The sequence below is a fragment of the Sphingomonas sp. 2SG genome (genome assembly GCF_005503285.1).
In the GTDB taxonomy this organism is placed as follows: Bacteria; Pseudomonadota; Alphaproteobacteria; order Sphingomonadales; family Sphingomonadaceae; genus Sphingomonas; species Sphingomonas taxi.
Window position 1 is genome coordinate 1 of the sequence record NZ_SCMZ01000058.1, and the last position, 20,911, is coordinate 20,911.

At 67.1% G+C, this 20,911-nt stretch carries 18 protein-coding genes; 8 read left to right on the forward strand and 10 right to left on the reverse strand.

The features are described from left to right. The first annotated feature begins 383 nt into the window (after positions 1-383). Complete coding sequence (locus FFS23_RS17455; protein WP_137899609.1) at positions 384-1,886, forward strand: tryptophan halogenase family protein; 1,503 nt, start codon at positions 384-386, stop codon at positions 1,884-1,886. Next, complete coding sequence (locus FFS23_RS17460; protein ID WP_137899610.1) at positions 1,883-2,560, forward strand: DUF6445 family protein; 678 nt, start codon at positions 1,883-1,885, stop codon at positions 2,558-2,560. The genes FFS23_RS17455 and FFS23_RS17460 overlap by 4 nt, the downstream gene beginning before the upstream one ends. Here the strand turns inward: FFS23_RS17460 and FFS23_RS17465 are convergent. Together FFS23_RS17465 and FFS23_RS17470 are read right to left on the reverse strand one after the other, a co-directional pair. Next, positions 2,535-4,592, reverse strand: coding sequence for a hypothetical protein (locus FFS23_RS17465; RefSeq protein ID WP_137899611.1), 2,058 nt, complete (start codon positions 4,590-4,592; stop codon positions 2,535-2,537). The genes FFS23_RS17460 and FFS23_RS17465 overlap by 26 nt on opposite strands. Positions 4,593-4,966: 374 nt before the next feature. Beyond that, positions 4,967-7,579: a TonB-dependent receptor gene (locus FFS23_RS17470; RefSeq protein WP_249340738.1), complete on the reverse strand. Its 2,613-nt coding sequence runs from the start codon at positions 7,577-7,579 to the stop codon at positions 4,967-4,969. 309 nt (positions 7,580-7,888) lie between these two features. Between FFS23_RS17470 and rpmF the strand changes: the two genes are divergently transcribed. The 5 genes from rpmF to FFS23_RS17495 all read left to right on the forward strand — a co-directional run bounded on the left by rpmF (position 7,889) and on the right by FFS23_RS17495 (position 10,887). Beyond that, positions 7,889-8,068 (forward strand): 50S ribosomal protein L32, encoded by a 180-nt coding sequence (rpmF, locus tag FFS23_RS17475; RefSeq protein ID WP_037532429.1) that lies wholly within the window; start codon positions 7,889-7,891, stop codon positions 8,066-8,068. 33 nt (positions 8,069-8,101) lie between these two features. Then, positions 8,102-9,133, forward strand: a complete 1,032-nt coding sequence (gene plsX, locus FFS23_RS17480; protein ID WP_038665979.1) for a phosphate acyltransferase PlsX — start codon at positions 8,102-8,104, stop codon at positions 9,131-9,133. Then, positions 9,130-10,098 carry a beta-ketoacyl-ACP synthase III gene (locus FFS23_RS17485; protein WP_137899612.1) on the forward strand — a complete coding sequence of 323 codons (969 nt, stop codon included), beginning with the start codon at positions 9,130-9,132 and terminating at the stop codon, positions 10,096-10,098. Before plsX ends, FFS23_RS17485 begins: the two co-directional genes overlap by 4 nt. Before the next feature lie 124 nt (positions 10,099-10,222). Continuing rightward, on the forward strand, positions 10,223-10,522 hold the full coding sequence (locus tag FFS23_RS17490; protein ID WP_038665973.1) for an integration host factor subunit alpha: 300 nt from the start codon (positions 10,223-10,225) through the stop codon (positions 10,520-10,522). After that, a complete protein-coding gene (locus tag FFS23_RS17495) occupies positions 10,519-10,887 on the forward strand; it encodes a MerR family transcriptional regulator (protein ID WP_137899613.1) in 369 nt (122 codons plus the stop codon). Before FFS23_RS17490 ends, FFS23_RS17495 begins: the two co-directional genes overlap by 4 nt. 552 nt (positions 10,888-11,439) lie before the next feature. Here the strand turns inward: FFS23_RS17495 and FFS23_RS17500 are convergent. The 3 genes from FFS23_RS17500 to FFS23_RS17510 all read right to left on the reverse strand — a co-directional run bounded on the left by FFS23_RS17500 (position 11,440) and on the right by FFS23_RS17510 (position 14,768). After that, positions 11,440-12,966 (reverse strand): peptide chain release factor 3, encoded by a 1,527-nt coding sequence (locus FFS23_RS17500; protein WP_137899614.1) that lies wholly within the window; start codon positions 12,964-12,966, stop codon positions 11,440-11,442. 318 nt (positions 12,967-13,284) lie between these two features. After that, positions 13,285-14,160, reverse strand: a complete 876-nt coding sequence (locus tag FFS23_RS17505; RefSeq protein WP_137899615.1) for an aldose 1-epimerase family protein — start codon at positions 14,158-14,160, stop codon at positions 13,285-13,287. A 47-nt stretch (positions 14,161-14,207) separates the two neighbouring features. After that, positions 14,208-14,768 (reverse strand): L,D-transpeptidase family protein, encoded by a 561-nt coding sequence (locus FFS23_RS17510; protein ID WP_137899616.1) that lies wholly within the window; start codon positions 14,766-14,768, stop codon positions 14,208-14,210. A gap of 205 nt (positions 14,769-14,973) precedes the next feature. Here FFS23_RS17510 and FFS23_RS17515 point away from each other — a divergent pair, with 205 nt between their 5' ends. Continuing rightward, entirely contained in the window at positions 14,974-15,684 is a 711-nt protein-coding gene (locus FFS23_RS17515; protein ID WP_038665961.1) for a murein L,D-transpeptidase catalytic domain family protein, read from the forward strand. 330 nt (positions 15,685-16,014) lie between these two features. Here FFS23_RS17515 and pheT read toward each other — a convergent pair whose 3' ends face one another. The 5 genes from pheT to rpmI all read right to left on the reverse strand — a co-directional run bounded on the left by pheT (position 16,015) and on the right by rpmI (position 20,721). After that, positions 16,015-18,378: a phenylalanine--tRNA ligase subunit beta gene (gene pheT, locus FFS23_RS17520; RefSeq protein ID WP_137899617.1), complete on the reverse strand. Its 2,364-nt coding sequence runs from the start codon at positions 18,376-18,378 to the stop codon at positions 16,015-16,017. A 108-nt stretch (positions 18,379-18,486) separates the two neighbouring features. Further along, positions 18,487-19,593, reverse strand: a complete 1,107-nt coding sequence (gene pheS, locus FFS23_RS17525) for a phenylalanine--tRNA ligase subunit alpha (protein WP_137899618.1) — start codon at positions 19,591-19,593, stop codon at positions 18,487-18,489. After that, a complete protein-coding gene (locus tag FFS23_RS17530; RefSeq protein WP_137899620.1) occupies positions 19,590-19,907 on the reverse strand; it encodes a GIY-YIG nuclease family protein in 318 nt (105 codons plus the stop codon). The genes pheS and FFS23_RS17530 overlap by 4 nt, the downstream gene beginning before the upstream one ends. Positions 19,908-20,139: 232 nt before the next feature. Then, on the reverse strand, positions 20,140-20,505 hold the full coding sequence (gene rplT, locus FFS23_RS17535; RefSeq protein WP_038665948.1) for a 50S ribosomal protein L20: 366 nt from the start codon (positions 20,503-20,505) through the stop codon (positions 20,140-20,142). A 12-nt stretch (positions 20,506-20,517) separates the two neighbouring features. After that, positions 20,518-20,721 (reverse strand): 50S ribosomal protein L35, encoded by a 204-nt coding sequence (gene rpmI, locus FFS23_RS17540; RefSeq protein WP_017977259.1) that lies wholly within the window; start codon positions 20,719-20,721, stop codon positions 20,518-20,520. Between the last annotated feature and the right edge of the window lie 190 nt (positions 20,722-20,911).

The following is a 20,911-nucleotide window of genomic DNA, read 5'->3' on the forward strand; positions in this document are numbered from 1 at the left end:
ATAGAGCGAGCTAAGCTTTAACCGACCACACGACGCCTTGAAACGCCGTAGACCGGAGCCGCCGCCCACATGTCCCTTCATCTGTTCAACAATGTCAAAGAGCCGACAAAAACACCGGCACAGCTCCCTTACCCCTTTTTCTCGGGGCGGTCAGCGCGCCAGGTCTGTTGTGACTGCCTCGGCGACCTCGTCGGCCACCGCTGCGGTGACACCCATCTAGGCGGGCCGCCCCTGCCCGTCAACACCAAATTGCACTTTTACGACATTTGCGGGGGAACCATGCCGTCACGCGGCTTACAACGCCTCTGGCAGGCCTGCCCGGAGCGTATTTCGCCGATGGTCTGGGCAGTGGCGCCTTACCCGTCCGCCGGATAGGATAAGCCATGGAATCGAGACGGATCCGGCGGGTGGTCATCTTGGGCGGCGGGACTGCCGGGTGGATGACGGCGGCAGCCCTGTCACATAGCTTTGGCGCCGCGGTGACCGTTACCCTGCTCGAATCGGAGGAGATCGGCACCGTCGGGGTGGGTGAAGCGACGATCCCGACGATTCACTGGTTCAACTCGCTGGTCGGGCTCGACGAGGCCGACTTCCTGCGGGCGACCAAGGCGACGTTCAAGCTCGGCATCGCGTTCGTCGATTGGCGCGCACCGGGCCACCGCTATTTCCATCCTTTCGGTCATTATGGCGCGGCGTTGCCCGGCGTCGCCTTCCATCATCGCTGGCTGAAGGCGGCGGCCGACGGCCTCGCGATGACGCTCGGCGCCCTGTCGCTGGCGGAAGGGCTCGCCGACGAAAACCGGTTCGCGCGGCCGAGCGGCGACGCACGGTCGATCCTGTCGACCCTCGGTTACGCCTATCATTTCGACGCCGGCCTCTATGCGGCCCATCTGCGTCGGGTGAGCGAGACTCGCGGCGTGGTGCGCGTCGAAGGCCGGCTGCATACGGTGGAGCGTCACCCGGACACCGGCTTCGTCAGCGCTTTGACCACGTCGCGGGGCGAGCGGCTGGAAGGCGATCTCTTCATCGATTGCTCCGGCTTTCGCGCGTTGCTGATCGACGGCGTCATCGGCGAACCCTTCGAGGACTGGTCGCACTGGCTGCCCTGCGACCGCGCCGTGGCCGTGCCCTGCGCACGGGTCGCCGCCACTACGCCTTACACGCGATCCACCGCCCGCGCCGCCGGTTGGCAGTGGCGCATCCCGCTGCAGCATCGCACCGGGAACGGCTATGTCTATGCCAACGACCAGTGCAGCGACGATGCCGCCATCGCGACGTTGCTGGCCAATCTGGACGGCGAGCCCTTGGCCGAGCCGCGGCTGCTGCGCTTCAAGGCAGGCATGCGGCGCCGGCCGTGGCGCGACAACGTCGTGGCGATCGGCCTGTCGTCGGGCTTCCTCGAACCGCTCGAATCGACCAGCATCCATCTGATCCAGAGCGGCATCGCCAAATTGCTGACGCTGTTCCCCGATCGCGATTGCGATCCGGCGCTGGCGTCACGCTTCAACACGACGTTCGCGCGCGATATGGACGGGATCAAGGATTTCCTGATCCTCCATTACCATGCGACCGGCCGCGAAGAGCCGCTCTGGCGCCATTGCCGAGCGATGTCCCTTCCCGACGGCCTGCGCGAGCGGATCGCGCAATATCGACGATCGGGACGGCTTATCCTCGATCCAGACGAATTGTTCCGCGAGGCGAGCTGGCTTGCGGTGCTCGATGGCCAGGGAATCAAGGCGCAGGGTTATAATCCGCTCGCCGATGCGATCGATCCGGCTGCCAATCGCGCGCAGGTCCAGCAGATCGCCGACGTCATCGCGCGGGCGGTGCCGACGCTGCCCCCGCACGACGCGGTGCTGGCGCAGATGATCGGCACGCCGTCGTGACGCCGCCGGACATCGTCGCGCGCCGCATCGGCAACGAGGCGGAGCCGATCGCGATCATCGACGGCTTCCACCCCGATCCCGATGCGTTGCGCAGCCATGCCGCAACCGCGCCCTTCGAGCCCGGCCGCCACCATTATCCCGGCCTGCGCGCCAGCCTGCCCGCCACCTATTTCGCCGCGGTGCGACCGGCGCTGACCCGCGCGCTCGCCGGGGTGTTCGATCATGACGGCGCGCTGGCGCTGCTCGATTCGAGCTATGCCCTGGTCACCACGCCGCCCGCGCGACTGACGCTGCCGCAGCGCCTGCCGCACGTCGATGCCGTCGATCCCGGCCGGATCGCCCTGGTCCATTATCTCGCCCCCAACGGCGGCGATGGCACCGCATTCTACCGGCATCGCACCACCGGGTTCGAGCGGCTCGATCGTGCCCGTGCGCCGATCTATTTCGCGCAGCTCGACGCCGAACTGCGTCACGGCGGCGTGCCCGCCCCCGCCTATATCCACGGATCGACGCCTTTGTTCGAGCGGATCGCGCTGGTCGAGGCGCGCTACAATCGCGCCGTCCTCTATCGCAGCGCATTGCTCCACAGCGGTGCGATCGCCCCCGATGCGGTGCTGAGCGACGATCCCACGCGCGGCCGGCTCACGATCACTGCCTTCCTGGCGCCGGGCTGACCCGCGGCGGCTGGACGGCGAGATAGACGGTGCTCCACAATTGCGCCGCATTCGATTCGTCGACGTCCTGCTTGCCCGCGCCGAACGGGACGACGGCATAGCGGCCGTCGGCGAAGGCCCAGGACCAGAGTTCCGAGCTCTGCGTCGCGCGCGCCGCCTGGATCGCGCGCCACAGCCGCGCCTGCGCCTCCGTCAGCCGGCTACGCGTCGCCAGCGGCAGGTCGGTCCGCGCCAATTGCCGTTCGAGGCCGGCGGCGAACAGCGCCTGCTGCCACGACCAGACCACCGCGCCATGATAAGCGGCGGGGGTGAACCGCGCCTGCGTCGCGGCGTCGGCCTGCGCGGCATTGGCGACGAGCAGGCCGATATCGGTCATCAGCCCGGCCGGGAACGGCCGCATCGCAGCGTCGACATAGGTATCGAGATCGGCGGCCGACGGGGTGGCGAACAGCAACGCGAAGCCCTCGTCGGAATGGACGATCGGCACCGGTTTGCCGTCGGCGGCGAGCGCGATGGCGTGGAAGACGAGCGGCTTGCCGCCGAGCGCGGCGAGCGCCGGCGCGGCAGGGATGCCGAGGCCCTGCGCATAGCCGCGCACCCGCGCCGCCGCGTCGGCAGCGGGGATCGTCACGCGGAACAGGTCCGGCACGCGCTGGCGCCAGACCTGCGCCGTGGCGCTCGCCGATGCGAGCATCGCGCGATCGTCGCCCGCCAGATACGGGTCGAGCAGCCCGGCGGCGAGCAGCCGCGCCGCCGCATCGAGTGCGGCGGGCACGAACACCGCATTGACGTCATAGGGATAGCGCCCCCTTCCCAGCCCCTCTTCGCTGTCGCGCCACTGGCCGGTCATCCGGCCTTGCTTGAGGCCGATCAACTGATCGACGGCGGGCGTCGCGGCGAACGGTCGCGCATGCGCGACGACGAAGCGGAGGTTGCGGACCAAGGCGGCGCCAGCCGGTTCGGTCTTGCCGGGAATGCCCTCGTCGACCAGTCGTGCGGCGAGGAAGCGCTGCGCCGCGGCGCGGTCGCCGCGGTCGAGCAGATAGCTCGCCGCCACCGGCGCGAGCATGTAATCGTCGTCGATCATCGCATAATCGAGCACGGCGGCATCGCCGCTGCCGCCGTGCTGGCGACGATCGACCACCGCGAACTCGCCGATCCCCTCTTCATGCGCGACGTCGCCCGACGAGTCGAGCCGCGCCAGCACCGAGCCCAGCCCCGCCTCGATCGCGCGCGGTTGCAGGACCGGCATCAGCAGGCGCAGCGACATCAAGGTGTCGCGGCCGAAATAGGTCTGAAACCGCCACGAACCGGCGAGGAACTTCTCGCGGTAGCTGAGGAAGCGCAGCGCGTTGCGCGCGACCGGATCGGCGGCGGCCTTGGCGTTGAGCAACTCGGCCGGCGTCAGCCCGTGCAAGGGCGTCTCGCCGCTGGACGCGGTGATCTCCAGCCGGATCGGCTGGGCGGGTGCGGCGGTGATCGCCCCGTCGGCGATCCGGCCCGCGCGCACGCGGACCTGCAGCAGATAGCCCGGCGCGCCGTCGAGCCGTGCCCGGCGCCAAGTGATCGTGTCGCCCGTCACGACTGGATCGACGGCCAAAGCCTCGGGAAAACGGCCGACCGACTGATAGTCGCGCAGGAAGCGGACGCTCGACAGCACCGCCTGTTTGATCCGCAGCCGCGGCGCGTCGATGCTGGCGACCGCGACGATCGCCGGCTGCGGCCCGGCGACACCGGGGGCCGAGGCGGCGCGCGGCGGTTGTTCGAGCCGCCATGTCGCGGGACGGGCAAGCGGCTCGAACCACAATCCGACGCCGCTGTTGCCCGCCGGGAAAGCGACGAGGATGCGCGGATCGCTGCCGTTGCGGAGCAGCAGATGCGCCGCGACCGGACCATCGCGCAGGAACGCGTTGAGGTTCTGCCCCTCGGTGACCTGATAGGCGAGTTCGGGCGCGGACCGTTGCTGCGCCCCCGCCCATGTCGCGCCGCCGATCGCCGCGCCGGCGAGCAGCGCCAATATCAGGGTCTTCATCTCACCACTCCTCGATGGGGCTGACGCCATCGTTCGAACCGATCGTTGGCCAGGCCCGCTTTCGTGATCCCGCATGGACTATCGTCTATGAGCGCAAACGGGGTCGATCTCCTTTGACGCCCACTTCGTCACACCCGACCCGTTCGAGACCGTGGGCAGACATCTTGTGTACCCCAGCGAAGGCCGGGACCCAGTTGGGAAGGCCTTTGTAATTCACTACAAACCTTCGCCCAACTGGGCCCCGGCCTCCGCCGGGGTACATGCTTGGTGGGTCAGGGACCGGGTCTCGCAAAGGTCTTCAACCCGTCCGGGGTGACGGATCTTCTGGAGAAGCCGGTCGCACCTTATCATCCCGGCGATAGGCGTCCGCCCGGTCAGAAGCGGAACGTCAGCGATCCGCCATAGGTCGGGCCGACGATGCCGCGGGCGTAGAAATAGCCGTCGGTGATCGCCTGCGTCTGCCCCTGGCGCGGATTGCCCTCGGTCAGGCCGACGACGTTGAAGATGTTCTCCGCATTCACCGCCACCTGCAGCTTCTCGGTGACGTTGAGCGTCACCCCGGCGCTGGTCACGCCATAACTCGGCAGCGCGACGCCGTTGCCGGCATCGGCGAAGATCTTGCCGATATATTTATAGCGGCCGAAGATCTCCCCGAGACCGTTGGGCAATTGGATCGCCGGGGTGACGGTCCATAGCGACGCGGGCGTCCGTTCGGGACGATTGCCGGCATAGCCCGGGTCGGTGACACCATCGAGCTGGAGGTTGACCAGCTTCGGGTCCTGGAACACGCCCTGGAAATCGACCGAGAACCAGCGGATCGGCCGCACCAGCACGTCGACCTCGACCCCCTTGGTGCGCAGATCGGCGTTGATGTTCTGCTGCACCGCCGGATTGGCAGGATTGGCGAAATTGTAATTCTGGTCGTCGAAATTGGTGCGGAACACCGTCACCGATCCGGTGAACAGACGGCCGTATTGATACCGCAGCCCCGCTTCGTAGAGCTTGATCGTCGTGATCGGATCGATGTTGTTGGTCTGGAAGCCGTCGGCATAGCGGGCGTAGATCGAGAAGTTCGGCGTGAAGAGATAGTTGGCGCCGACCGTCCAGGCGATCTTCGACTGGCTGAGCTTGCCGTCGGTGCCCGTCCGGCTGACGTTGGTCGGGGCATATTGGCCGTTGAAGGTCGGCCCGACGGTGCGGATCACGCCGCCCTGGCTGGCCGGCACCGCCTGGTTGGTCGCCGCCGATACACCGTCGAACGCGGTCGCGGTGTCGCGTTCCCAGCGGATGCCGCCGTCGATGCGCAGATGATCGCCGAGCGCGATCTCGTCATTCGCATAGAGCGAGACGGTCTCGTCCTTGCGCTCGCGGATGCCGTTGCCCCAATCGCCGTAGGAGACGAGGCCGCTGTCGGTCAGCGTACCGATCACCGCATTGGCGCCGTTCAGCGCGACGATGTCGTAGATGTCGCTGTTGTTCTTGACGTCGTTGACGACGCTGGCGGTCGCCGACTGATCCTGGCTGCGTTTGACGTTGTAATACATGCCGCCGACGGTCAGCGAGTTCTTGATCGCGCCGAATTGCGTTTCCCAGCGCGCGCCGATGTTGCTGCCGAAATCCTTGCCGTGGACGGCATCGTGGTTGAGCGTCGTGCGCTGGAGGAAGCCGTTGCCGTTGAGCGCGTTGAGCGCCGCGGTCTGGTCCGAGCCGAGCACCACGCCGGTGCGCAGGTTGCGGATGCCGAAACGGGTGGTGGCGGGGAAAGCGGCGAAGCCGGCACGCAGCACGTCGATGATCGGCGAGCGTGCCGGATCGGGGGTCAGATAGTCGACCGCGCTGGCGAGGCCGGCGTTGCCCGTCCCCGACCCCGGGAACAGGCCGTTGAAATCGTATTTGTAATCGATGTAGCGCGAGCGCGCGAACAGGCTAATCGTTTCCGACACCGGCACGTCGATATCGAGCCGCGCCTGATTGTAGAGCGAACGGATGCCGTCGCGATAGCGGAACGGCCGGTAGCCGCTGGGATGCGCGAAGGTCGATACCGGCACGTTGATCGAAGTGAAGGCGTCGCCGCCGATATTGTCCTTCTGGATGTTGAAGCCGGGAATGCTGGCGGGGTCGCCATTGTCGTAGCGATAGGGCGCCGACGCGTAATAAGCGGTCTCGATGTCGCCGCGGCGGCCGGACAGGCGGATCGATCCGCCACCGGGCAGCCGGTATTCGAGTGCGCCCTTGATGCGATAGCCGGCATAGTCGAACGGGTTGCGGCGCACGCCGGGGCTGCTCTGCACATAGCCGCCAAAGTTGAACGCCAGATTGTCGGCGAGCGGCGCCGAATAATAGAAATCCGCGCGCTTGAGCCCGTAGTTGAAGCCGGTGAGACGGACCGCGCCCTCGAATTCCTTGAAATTCGGGCGCTTGGAAATGAAGTTGATCGTCGCGCCGGCGCCGTTGACGGTCAACACGCCCGACGAACCGCCCTTGACCGCCTCGAGCCGGTCGATCGTCAGATCCTGCTGGAAGAAGAAGTCGGCACCGCCGCCGCCATAGAGGATCGGCATGCCGTCTTCCTCAAGCTGAACGAAGCGCTGGCCGCCGCCCTGCAGGCCACGGACGGAATAATTGTTCGACGATTCGCCCGCGGTCGCCTCGACGAAGATGCCGGGGACCAGTTCGAGCATGTCCGCGGTCGAGCGCGGCGCGCGCCGGTCGATCGCCTCGCGCGTCGCATAGGTAATGTCGGCGGACGAGGTAATCAGCGGGCGGTCGCGGGTGGTCTGGCCGGTGACGACAATATCCTGGAGATCGTCGTTCGCTTCGGCCGGGGCCGTCGCAGCGGCGGGCGTGCCGGCCTGCGTGTCCGTCTGGGTGGCGCCCTGCGTGGTGGGCTGGTCGCCCGGCACCGTCTGTGCCGCGGCGGCGAAAGGCAAGGTCGCAGCACCTGCGAGCAGCAGGGCGCGAATACCAACATGGTCGGTGCGCATCATGTCTCCCCTAAATACGTCTGCCATTCTTTGACGGCTGAGCGAGTTGTTATACCTTTCGGGCACTTAGCAACAGCGGTCGGAGCGGATTCGGACCAGAATGGGTGGAGCCTGTGGCGGCGGGGACACAGCCGGATCCCGAGGGTGCGGTGCGCCGAAGCTTGCGCCGGTGCGGAAATTCGCTATAGGCCCCCGCTTCGCGATGCGTCCGGTTGTCGGTGGCGTCCAGCGGCCGGCGTTTCGTCGGTTGCCCGGGCGGCCCGTCGGGCTCATCGGTTTTCCGTAAGCCGATTTCTAGAACAAGGTGCCGAAATGGCCGTCCCCAAGCGAAAGACCTCTCCCTCCAAGCGCGGCATGCGTCGCAGCCACGATTCGCTCAGCATCGAATCGTTCCAGGAGTGCCCGAACTGTGGCGAGCTCAAGCGTCCGCACAATCTGTGCACCGCTTGCGGCCACTATAACGGCCGCGAGATCGTCTCGGTCGAGGGCTGAGCCCCTCCCCTCCCATCCGGATAAGCGCTGAACATGCCCGACACTTCCTGGATCGCCGTCGATGCGATGGGCGGCGACGAAGGGCTGGCGGTCATGCTCGCCGGCGTGGCTGCCGCCCGCCGGCGGTATGAAGGCATGCGCTTCTTCCTGGTGGGCGACGAGGCCAAGGTTGCGGAAGAGCTGAAGAGCCATCCCAACCTCAGCCAGCATAGCGAGATCGTCCACGCCCCCGAGACCGTCGGTTCGAGCGACAAGCCGAGCCAGGCGATCCGCCGCGCCAAGACGACCTCGATGGGCATCGCCATCGATCTGGTGAAACAGGGCCGTGCCGGTGCCGCCGTCTCGTCGGGCAATACCGGCGCGCTGATGGCGATGGCCAAGCTCGCGCTGCGCACCCTGCCCGGCATCGACCGGCCGGCGCTCGCCGCGCCCTTGCCGACGCTCGGCGACAATGACGTCGTGATGCTCGATCTCGGTGCCAATACCGAGGTCGACGCGCGCAACCTCGTCCAGTTCGCCGTCATGGGCGCCGCTTATGCGCGGACGATCATGGACCTCGACAGCCCCCGCGTCGCGCTGCTCAACATCGGTAGCGAGGACCAGAAGGGCACCGACGAGATCCGCGATGCCGCCGCGGTGCTCAAGGGGCAGACGCATCTGCCGCTGACCTTCACCGGCTTCGTCGAAGGCAACCAGCTCGCCCGCGGCAATCATGACGTGATCGTCTGCGACGGCTTCGCCGGCAATATCGCGCTCAAGACCGCCGAGGGTACCGCGCGCTTCGTCGCCGATCTGCTCAAGCGCGCGTTCAGCTCGTCGGTCCGTTCGAAGGTCGGCTTCCTGATCTCGCGTCCGGCGACCGAGCTGCTGCGCGATCACCTCGATCCCAACAACCACAATGGCGCGGTCTTCCTCGGCCTCAACGGCATCGTCGTGAAGAGCCACGGCAGCGCCAACGAACGCGGCGTCGCCACCGCGATCGGCAATGCCGCCAAGATGGTGCGCGCCGACCTGACCCGCCGCATCGCCGACGATCTCGGCAATTTCGAGAAGAAAGCCGCATGATCCGTTCGGTCGTCCTCGGCACCGGCTCGGCGCTGCCCGAGCGGCGCGTGTCCAACGCCGATCTGGAACAGCAGCTCGACACCAGCGACGCCTGGATCGTCGAGCGCACCGGCATCCGCTTCCGCCACATTGCCGGTCCGCACGAGACGACCGCGACGCTCGCCGCCGACGCCTGCCGCGCCGCGCTCGATTCGGCCGGGGTCGCCGCCGCCGACATCGACCTGATCGTCCTCGCCACCGCCACCCCCGACCAGACCTTTCCGGCGACCGCCACCAAGGTGCAGGCGATGCTCGGCATCGACGATTGCGTCGCCTTCGACGTCGCCGCGGTCTGCTCGGGCTTCCTCTATGCGGTGCAGGTCGCCGATTCGATGCTGCGCACCGGCGTGCATCGCCGCGCGCTGGTGATCGGCGCCGAGACGTTCAGCCGTATCCTCGACTGGGAGGATCGCACCACCGCGGTGCTGTTCGGTGACGGCGCCGGCGCGATCGTGCTCGAAGGCCAGGAGAGCGACGCCGAGACCGGCCGCGGCATCCTCGCCACCAAGCTCCACGCCGACGGCCGCCACAACGATCTGCTCTATGTCGACGGCGGCCCGTCGACCACTGGCACCGTCGGCAAGCTGCGGATGAAGGGGCGCGAGGTGTTCCGCCACGCCGTCGTCAATCTCGCCGCGGTGCTGGAGGAGACGCTGGTCATCGCCGGGCTGACCTCGGCGGATGTCGACTGGGTGGTGCCGCATCAGGCCAATGCCCGCATCCTCGACGCGACCAGTCGCAAGCTCGGCCTGTCGCCCGACAAGATCGTCGTCACCGTCGATCGCCACGCCAACACCTCGGCGGCCTCGGTGCCGCTCGCGCTCGACGTCGCGGTGCGCGACGGCCGGGTCCGCCAGGGCGAGATCGTCGTGCTCGAGGCGATGGGCGGCGGCTTCACATGGGGCGCCGCGGTCGTCCGCTTCTGACAGCAATTCGTTCGTTTTTCCGGCCTTGCCGGGAACCTGACAACAAAGTCACTTTCGGACACGTCTGCTATCGTGTAACATTATACGCGGGCATCCTAGTAGATGGAGTGGGGCGAGCGTGTTGATGACTACTGTTGGAACACTGACGAGGGCGGACCTTTCGGAAGCCCTACACCGTCAGATCGGATTGTCGCGGACCGAGTCGGCGAAGATCGTGGAACAGATTCTGACCGAAATGTGCGAGGCGCTCGCGCGGGGTGAGAACGTCAAGATTTCGGGCTTCGGCACCTTCGTCCTGCGTGACAAGGGCGAGCGGATCGGCCGCAATCCCAAGACCGGCGTCGAAGTGCCGATCGCGCCGCGGCGGGTGTTGACCTTCCGCGCCAGCCAGATGATGCGCGAACGCATCGTCACCTCCAGCTGAGCCGCAAGGTCTCCGGCACGCCCAAGGCGAGCGGAGCGTTCAGGACGATCGGGGAAGTGTCGGAGGCGACAGGCCTCCCGCAGCATGTCCTGCGCTATTGGGAAACGCGTTTCCCGCAGCTGCGCCCCGTCACGCGTGCCGGAAACCGCCGCTATTACCGACCCGCAGACGTCGCCTTGGTGTGGCGTATCGATGCGTTGCTCAACGCGCAGGGCTATACCGTCCGCGGCGTCCAGCAGGTGCTGGCCCAATCCGCCCCGCCGGACACTGGCCCCGAAGATGGGGCACCCGACATATTTGCCGCGTTGCGTGCGATCCGCGACGATCTTGGCCGTGCGCTGACGCAGGACGACGATACCGCCTGACCGGTCGGATGAAGCGGAGTGCGAGGTGGCCGTAGCTGTCCCTGCCCTATGTCTGGTGAAACCCTCTCCGTCAGTGCAGCGCAATCGCGGGTGACTGCGGTGATGAGACCCTATCAGTTTTTCACCTCATGTTCGTCACCCGAACGTCTTCGACACCTCTACGAAGGTCCGCATCACCAGTGGATCAGCGCAGTGCTCCTGCGAAAGCAGGAGCCCAGGGCCAAGCAAAACAACGCCTTGCGACGTTCGAGACTCCTAGGCTCCTGCGTTCGCAGGAGCACTGAGGGCTTTCACAGGTGTGTCGGCTTGTTCCAAAGTGATAGTGGAGATTTGGAAGACGGCAGGCGCGTCCAGATGAGCGTCTGACTGGTTCGAACGAGTTTCCAAATTCCTTCCGTCACTCCGGCCATGCGCCGGGCTCCCGCTTCTCTGGTCCGTTCGAAGAAGCGGGATGCCGGATCAGGTCCGGCATGACGGGGGATGGGCCGTAGCAACACCCCGATCGGTCATATGCAATAGCCGGAGAACCCAAACCCCGCATGTCGAACCCGTCTAGCGCTCGCGCGTCGCGGCGAATCGGACCTTGCTATAGCGGTCGGCGATGTAATTGACCTCCCAGGCGCTCTTGGCGAGGAAGACCGGATTGCCGTCGCGGTCCTTGGCCATCGCCGACCGGTTGAGATCCATGAAGTCCTTCAGATCGGCCGGGTTCTCCGCCGAAACCCAGCGTGCCGTCTCGAACGGCGCCGGCTCCAGCCCCGCCGCGACCTTATATTCCGCATCGAGTCGGCTGAGCAGCACCTCGAGCTGGAGCTGCCCGACGACGCCGATGATCCAGTTCGAGCCGATCTCGGGATAGAAGACCTGCGTCACCCCTTCCTCGGCCATGTCGTCGAGCGCCTTGCGGAGCTGCTTGGTCTTGGTCGGGTCCTTGAGCTGGACGCGGCGCAGGATCTCGGGCGCGAAATTGGGCAGGCCGGTGAAGCGCACGTCGGCACGCTCCGACAGCGTATCGCCGACGCGCAACGTGCCGTGGTTGGGGATGCCGATGATGTCGCCGGGGAAGGCCTCGTCGGCAAGCTCGCGATTCTGCGCGAAGAACAGGATCGGCGAATGGACCGCGATCGGCTTGCCGTGGCCCGTCGGCGTCAGCTTCATGCCGCGCTTGAACGTCCCCGAACACAATCGCATGAAGGCGATGCGGTCGCGGTGATTGGGGTCCATGTTCGCCTGCACCTTGAAGACGAAGCCGGTCACCTCGTCATTGTCGGGCGAGACGGGGGCGGGCTCGGCGGGCTGCGCGCGTGGCGGCGGCGCGTGCTCGGCGAGCGCGCCGATCAGCTCGGCGACGCCGAAATCCTTGAGCGCCGAGCCGAAATAGACCGGAGTCAGGTCGCCGTTGCGATAGGCCTCGGCATCGAATTCGGGATAGCCCGCTTGCGCCAGCTCGATCTCCTCCGCCCAGCGCTCGGACAATGTCGGATCGGCCTCGGTCTTGCCGAGGAAGGCGCGGCTGTCGCCCTCGGGGCGGCTGATCGTGTTGGTGACGAGGTCGAGCACGCCCTCGAACTCGCCGCCCATGCCGACCGGCCAGCTCATCGGCGCGACGTCCAGTGCGAGCATGTCGGCGATCTCGTCGAGCAGCTCGAAGATCGGGCGCCCTTCGCGATCGACCTTGTTGACGAAGGTGATGATCGGCACCGAGCGCAGGCGGCACACCTCGAACAATTTGCGCGTCTGCGGCTCGATGCCCTTGGCGGCGTCGATCACCATCACTGCCGAATCGACCGCGGTCAGCGTGCGATAGGTGTCCTCGCTGAAATCCTCGTGGCCCGGTGTGTCGAGAAGGTTAAAGGTGATGCCTTCCCGCTCGAACGTCATCACCGACGAGGTGACCGAAATGCCGCGCTGCTGTTCGATCTTCATCCAGTCCGAGCGTGCGCGGCGATTCTGGCCGCGTGCCTTGACCTCGCCGGCGAGATGGATCGCGCCGCCGAAGTAGAGCAGCTTTTCGGTCAGCGTGGTCTTGCCCGCGTCGGGGTGGGAGATGATCGCGAAGGTGCGGCGGGGGGAGGTCACTGGCAGTATCCGGCTGGCGGGCGACCCGGGCGCGGGTCGCGGAAGGTGGAGGTGACGGAGCGTCGGGGTCGGCAGCGCCCCGCCCGGATCGGCACGCTTGCGGGCGGCCGGCTGCGGGAGAGGCGTGTCATCGCGGCGCTTTGCCAGATGTAGGGCGTGGAGGACAGAGGGTGTGGCGCATAACGCGACCCCTGGACTTCGTCATCCCGGCGGAAGCCGGGACCCATGGATGCGGTGCCATGAGCGTCGGCACGTCACCCTCGACCGCACCGCCACCATGGGTCCCGGCCTCCGCCGGGATGACGATTAAGGGCGAAGCTACCCCTTCAGCGTCATACTCATTTCAATCCGCTTGTCGCCGCCGGCCGGCACTTCGAACACGCCGGGCTTGTCGCGATACTCACCCGTATAGCCCTCGGGATCGGCGATACCGTGCCACGGCTCGACGCAGACATAGGCCGCGCCGGGTTTGGTCCAGACGCCGAGCATCGGCGTGTCCGGGAAGGCGATGCGCAATTGCGGGCCGTTTGCCGCGCCATAGGTCACCGCCTGCGAGCGGATATGGTCCCACACCAGCGCGTCCTCGGTGAACAGATCGTCGCGCAGCGCCAGTTCGCGGCCGGCGAGCGGCGACGGGCGGCGGGCTTCGGCGATCGTGCCGTCGGCGGCGATGGTGCGCAGTGCGTCGGGCTCGTCGGCGTCGAACAGGATGCGGTGCGCGGCGCGATCCTCGCCATAAGGCAGCGGCCAGGCGAAGGCGGGATGGAAGCCGAAGCTCGCTGGCAGCGGCGCATCCGCCGGATTGGCGATCCGCGCCTCGATCCTTAGAGTCGCGCCCTCGATCCGGTAGGTGAGTTCAAGACGGAAGGCGAATGGATAGGCCGCGCGCGTCTCGGCACTGTCGGTCAGCGCGAAGGTGACGCAATCCTCCGCCGCCTCGATCACCTCGAACAGCGAGCGGCGGGCGAAGCCGTGCTTCTTCATCGGATAAGCGGTGCCGTCGACGCGGATCGTCTCCTCGAACGGCATGCCGATGACCGGGAAGAGGATCGGCGCATGCCCGGTCCAGAAGGCCGGATCGGCATCGGTCATCAACTCGCGCCCGCCGGCGTCGCGCAGATGCGTCAGCTCGGCGCCGAGTGGGTTGATCTGCGCGGTCAGCGCGATCGAGCGGATGGTGACGAGGTCGGTCATGCGCGGCCTTGTGCGTCAGCCGCGGCGCGATCGCAACCGCCCGTCCGTCAGGGCGCCATCGGGTCGAGCAGCGCCGCATCCGCCGCGGTCGGCGGCACCCAGCCTTCGGCGGCGGAGGCGTCGGTGACCAGCACCGGCGTGCCCTTGCTGGTCACGCCGAACAGGTTCCTGGCGAAGGCGGTCGGCACGCGGATGCAGCCGTGCGAGGCGGGGAAGCCGGGGTTTATCCCGGCGTGGATCGCGACGCCGTCCCAGGTCAGCCGCTGCATGAACGGCATCGGCGCGCTGTTGTAGAGGTTGCTCTTGTGCACCTCCGACTTCTGCAGGATCGGGAAGGTGCCGAGCGGCGTGTCCTTGCCGTCCTTGCCGGTCGAAACGGTCGACGCGCCGATCAGGATCTCGCCGCGATAGACATAGGCCTTCTGGTCGGGGATCGAGATGACGATGCTGACCGGGCCGAACGTCGCATCGTCGTTCCACAGGAATTTGTTGGGAGCTAGCGTGGTCACCTCGGGCGCCAGCGCATCGGTGGCGGCGGCGGCGAAGGCCGGGGCCGGTGCGATGGCGAGGGTAACGGTGGCGCCCGCCATGATGAGCCAATGCTTCATTTCGTCGTCGTCCTTTCGCTTCCCCCTTCTGCCGGCTCAACGCGCGACTCCGCGGATCGTGCCGAACCCGATTCGGGACCAATCGAGGGCCGCTCGCGGCCAACCGTGCAACCAGAACGCCGATCGGGGGGTGCGGTGGGCGAAAATTAAGTCCGTTGCTGCTATATGACTGTTAGCGGGATTGACCGGGGCTTTTGAAATTTTGATGCATACTGAGCATGATAGCGCACGCGACCGACGGGCTCTGCTGAAGAACGGGCTCGTGCTCGCGGCGACGCTGGCACTGCCCGGCACGCTGTCGGCGACGCCGCGTCGCCTCACCCAGCGCGATCTGCGGCCGATGACCGAACCGCCGGTTCCTGCTCCGCGGGCGATGGTGGCGGCGCGACCGATCACCTCGTCGCGCGTCGTGCGCCCCGACCTAATGCGCCAGGCGCTCGCCGCGCTGAGCCAGCACGGTCGCCGCATCCCGCAGCGCGACCGGATCGCGATCGCCGACATGGCGGCACCGTCGTCGGAAGCGCGCTTCCATCTCGTCGATCTCGTCTCGGGGCGCAGCCAGTCGTTCCTCGTCGCGCACGGCAGCGGCTCGGACCCGGCGCATACCGGTTTCCTCAAGCGTTTCTCGAACGAGCCCAATTCCAACGCCTCGTCGGAAGGCGCGTTCGTCACCGCGGATTATTACGTCGGCAAGCACGGCCGTTCGCAGCGGCTGATGGGGCTGGACGCGACCAACGACAATGCGCTGGCGCGCGCGATCGTGGTCCATTCGGCCTGGTATGCCAACCGCGACATGCTGCGCACGCACGGCATGCTCGGCCGCAGCCAGGGGTGTTTCGCGGTCGGCGAAAGCGACCTCGCGCAGGTGTTCGAGCAGCTCGGGCCGGGGCGAATGATCTACTCGACCAAGGTGTGAGGGCGTTTACCGCACGGTACTGAGCCGCGCTGAGGTTCGGAACGACACCGCATAAGACCCGTCACCCCGGACTCGTTCCGGGGTCCACCGTTCCGCAGGCGCACGCTCGCGCCTCCAGCAAGTCTCCCCGCCGCAGAGTGGACCCGGAACTAGTCCGGGGTGACGCAGGAGTACGAGATGGCCTTTATTCCTCCCCCGCCAGAGGGAGGTGGCAGGCCGAAGGCCTGACGGAGGGGGAGAATACGGGGACCTGGCCGTATGCGGCGACGCCCCCTCCACCATTCGCTTCGCGAATGGTCCCCCTCCCCCGCTAAAGCGAGGGAGGAATGATTACCCCCGCAGCACCGCGCCCTGCTTCGCCGCGGCGGCGACGACCTTGTCGGCCACCACCTTCAGCGCCTCGTCGGTGAAGCTCTTGTCGGTCGGTTGCAGCGTCACCTCGACCGCGACCGACTTCTTGCCCTCTTCCACGCCCGCGCCGGTGAACACGTCGAACACGCGCGCCGCCACGATCGCCGCCTTGTCGGCACTGCGCACCGCACGGACCAGCGCGTCGACGCTCACCTCGGCCGGCACGAGGAAGGCGAAATCGCGGCGGACCGATTGCAGAGCCGGCGGCGCGAAGGCCGGGCGCATGAAGCCTGATGCGCGCTTCGCCGGCAGCGCGTCGAGGTACAGCTCCACCGCCGCCACCGCTCCGTCGAGGTCGAACGCCTTGAGCAAACTGGGATGCAGGATGCCGAAGCGCGCCAGCACCGTCTTCGGCCCGAGCCGCAGCGTGCCGCTCTGTCCCGGATGCCAAGCGTCACCCGCCTCGCCCATCACCTGCAAATTGTCGACCGGCGCGCCCGCCGCGGCGAGCAGCGCCAGCGCCTCCGCCTTGGCGTCATAGGCGTCGAAGCCCGCCGCCTTGCCCTCGCGCCAGCCGCGCTCGCGACGGTTGCCGGCGAGGACGAGGCCTAGCGTCGCATGTTCGGCCTCGGCGAGATAGCGACGGCCGATCTCGAACAGCCGCACCGCGGTGATGCCGCGCTTGAGGTTGCGCTCGGTCGCCGAGAGCAGGCCGGGGAGCAGCGACGGCCGCATCACCTTGAGGTCCTCGCTGATCGGATTGGCGAGCGTCCAAGTGCCGCCGCCGAACGGCGCCGCCTGCGCCTCCGACAGGAAACTCCACGTCACCGCCTCGTCGAGTCCGCGCGCGGCGGCGGCGCGACGGACGCGGCGTTCGAGCTTTTGCTCAGGCGTGGCGGTGGGCTTGGCCACGCCGGGGATGCGCGGCAGCGGCACGGGTGCGACCTTGTCAATCCCCTCGATACGGATCACCTCCTCGACGAGGTCGGCGGCACCGTCGATATCGCGGCGCCACGTCGGCACGGTGACCTGCCAGTCGTCGGCGACGGCGAAGCCGAGCGATGCGAGGATCGCACGCTGGCGGTCCGCCGGCACGGCCAGGCCGCCCAGCGCCTCCGCCTTGGCGGGGTCATAGGCATAGACGCGCGGGGTCAGCGGCGGTTCGCCGGCGCGCGTCACCGGCGAGGGCGTGCCGCCGCACAGGTCGAGCACCAGCCGCGTCGCGATGGCGAGGCCGTCGTCGAGGAACGCCGGATCGACGCCGCGCTCGAAGCGCTGGCGCGCGTCGCTCGTCAGCAGCAGTTTCTGGCCGGTGCGCGCGATATGATCGGGATCGAAATAGGCGCATTCGATCAGCACGTCGCTCGTTTCGGCGGAGACGCCCGAATGCTCGCCGCCCATGATGCCGGCGATATCGTGGACTTGGGCCACGTCGGCGATGACGGTCATCGTCGCATCGAGCGTATAGGTCTTGCCGTTGAGCGCGACGACCTGCTCGCCGTCCCGCGCCTTGCGCGCGACGAGCCCGCCGGAGAGCTTGGCGCGGTCGTAGACGTGGAGCGGCCGGCCAAGGTCGATCGACACGTAATTGGTGATGTCGACCAAGGCGCTGATCGGCTTCTGCCCGATCGCGGTGAGGCGCCGGCGCAGCCAGTCGGGCGATTCGGCGTTGGTCACGCCGCTGACATTTTGCGCGTAGAAAGCAGGGCAGCCGTCGCGATCGTCGGTGCGAACGTCGGGCGCCTCGCCCTCGCCCGCCACCGCTTCGATGGCGAGCGGCTTGAGCGTCCCCAGCCCGGCCGCGGCGAGATCGCGCGCGATGCCGCGCACGCCCATGCAATCCTGACGGTTGGGGGTGACGCTGATGTCGATCACCGCGTCGTTGAGCCCGGCGTAATCGGGGAAGGGCGTGCCGACCGGCGCATCGGCGGGCAGCTCGATGATGCCGTCGTGATCCTCGCCGAGTTCGAGCTCGCGGGTCGAGCACATCATGCCGTTCGACTCGATGCCGCGGATCGCCGCGACCTTGAGCGTCACGTCGAGTCCGGGGACATAGGCGCCCGGCGCGCCGAACACGCCGACCAGCCCGGCGCGCGCATTGGGTGCGCCGCACACGACCTGCAACGGACCGTCGCCGGCATCGACCGACAGCACCTGCAATTTGTCCGCCTGCGGATGGCGTTCGGCGCTGAGCACCTTCGCCACGCGGAACGCCTTCAGCGCATCGCCGGGATTGTGGACGCCCTCCACCTCCAGCCCGATGCGGGTCAGCGTATCGACGATCGCGTCGAGCGTGGCGTCGGTGTCGAGATGCTCGCGGAGCCAGGACAAAGTGAATTTCATATCGATTCCAGACCTTCGTCATCCCGGCGCCCGCCGGGACCCATAGATGCGGGCGGTTCGTACCAACCACCTGCACCCGCCATCATGCGCATCCGATCGGGGACGGCGTCACGCGCCTGCGCCGACACCACCCGACAGCGTCGGCACGTCGAGCGCCGAGAAGCCGTAATGTTTCAGCCAGCGAATATCGCCGTCGAAGAACGGCCGCAGGTCGTCCATGCCGTATTTGAGCATCGCCAGCCGGTCGATGCCGCAGCCGAAAGCGAAGCCCTGCCATTCTTCGGGATCGAGCCCGCATGCCGCGATCACCTTGGGGTGGACCATGCCGGAGCCGAGCACCTCCATCCAGCCGCCGCCTCCCTTGCTGCCGGGATGGCCACCGATGACGCGCTTGCCCTTCTCGATCGTATAGCCGACGTCGACCTCCGCCGAGGGTTCGGTGAAGGGGAAATAGCTGGGGCGCAGGCGCAGGACGATATCGTCACGCTCGAAGAACGCCTTGAGAAAGGTCTCCAGCGTCCATTTGAGATGGCCGAGCGTGATCCCCTTGTCGATCACCAGCCCCTCGACCTGATGGAACATCGGCGTGTGCGTCGCGTCGCTGTCCGAGCGATAGGTGCGGCCGGGCGCGATGATGCGGATCGGCGGCTGCTGTTGCAGCATCGTGCGGATCTGCACCGGCGAGGTATGCGTGCGCAGCAGCATCCGCTTCTCGCCCGCGTCGCCGTCGGGGAAGTAGAACGTGTCGTGCATCGCGCGCGCCGGATGCGTCTCGGGAATGTTGAGCGCGGTGAAATTGTGCCAGTCGTCCTCGATCTCCGGCCCGGTGGCGACCGCGAAGCCGAGGTCGGCGAAGATCTCGGCAAGTTCATCCATCACCTGGCTGACCGGATGGACGGTGCCGGTAAGCGGCGCCTCGGCGGGCAGCGTCATGTCGATCGTCTCGCCGGCAAGCCGCGCGTCGAGCGCGGCGCGGTCGAGGCTCGCCTTGCGGGTGGCGATCGCCTCGGCGACGGCCTCGCGCAGGCCATTGATCCGCGGTCCTTCCGTCTGCCGCTGCTCGGGGCTCATCTTGCCGAGCGTCTTGAGCAATTGCGAGACGCTGCCCTGCTTGCCGAGCGCCTCGACGCGGAGCGCTTCGAGCGCGTCGGCGCTCGCCGCGGCGGGAATCGCGGTCAGCAGATGGTCGCGCAGGGTATCGAGGTCTTCGGTCACGTATCGCTCTCTTTCACAGGCGGCAGGCCGAGGCCGAGCGCCAGATCATCCCAGCCGGGATTATGCTCTTCGATGAGCCGCAGCTTCCAGTCGCGGTTCCATCGCTTGAGCTGCTTCTCGCGATGGATAGCAGCTTCCATCGTGTCCGCCACATCGTACCAGACCAGACGATGCACGCCGTAGCGGGAGGTGAACCCCGGGATCAATCCTTCACGATGCTGGATCAGCCGTCCGATCAGGTTCGAGGTGACGCCGACGTAGAGCGTGCCATGGCGGCGATTGGCGAGGATATAGACGCAAGGCTGCCATTCCATCCGCTTTTCTCCTTCCCGCAAGAAGGGAGCCTTCTGCCCCCGCCCCATCATTGTCATCCCCGCGAAGGCGGGGATCCAGACGCGCAGGTGTTGCGCCTCCAGCATGGACGTCAGCGTTTATGGATCGCCGCCTACGCGGGGATGACAATTGGGGAAAGCGAGTAGCCCGAAAACGAAAAAGGGCGCCGGTGGTGTCCCACCGGCGCCCCGATTCCCGCATAGCAACAGGCGCTTACGCGGCCTGGGGCAGCGCGGCCTTCGCCTGGGCGATGATCGCGCTGAATGCGGCGCTCTCGTGCATCGCGATGTCGGCCAGGACCTTGCGGTCGAGCTGGACGCCGGCGAGCTTGAGGCCATGCATGAACTGCGAATAGGTCAGACCCTCGGCGCGGACGCCGGCGTTGATGCGCTGGATCCACAGGCCGCGGAAGGTCCGCTTTTTGACCTTGCGGTCGCGATAGGCATATTGCCCGGCCTTTTCGACGGCCTGACGGGCGATACGGATGGTGTTCTTGCGGCGGCCGTAATAGCCCTTGGCCTGCTCAAGAATCCTCTTGTGCTTGGCGCGGGTGGTTACACCACGTTTGACGCGTGCCATGTCCTGATGTCCTTACTTGAGGCCGTACGGCGCCCAGGCCTTCACCGTCGCGGTGTCGGCCTTCGACAGCACCTTGGTGCCGCGGTTCTGGCGGATGTACTTGCTGTTGTGGCTGATCAGGCGGTGGCGCTTGCCGGCGACGCCGTGCTTCAGCAGGCCGCTGGCGGTCAGCTTGAAGCGCTTCTTGACGCCACTCTTGGTCTTGAGCTTGGGCATTTTGGTCCTTTCGCTGTGAGCATGGCATGAACCGCCGCGGCAGCCCTTGATGGCCGGGCAGTCCTGTAGCGCCTCGCTCGGGAAGCGGGGCCCCTAGCCGACCCCGCGAGGAAACGCAACCGATGCGGAACCGGAACGAGCGCTGGCGCGATTCAGGCGGCGATGGATATGCCGCCCCCCGCTCCGGAAC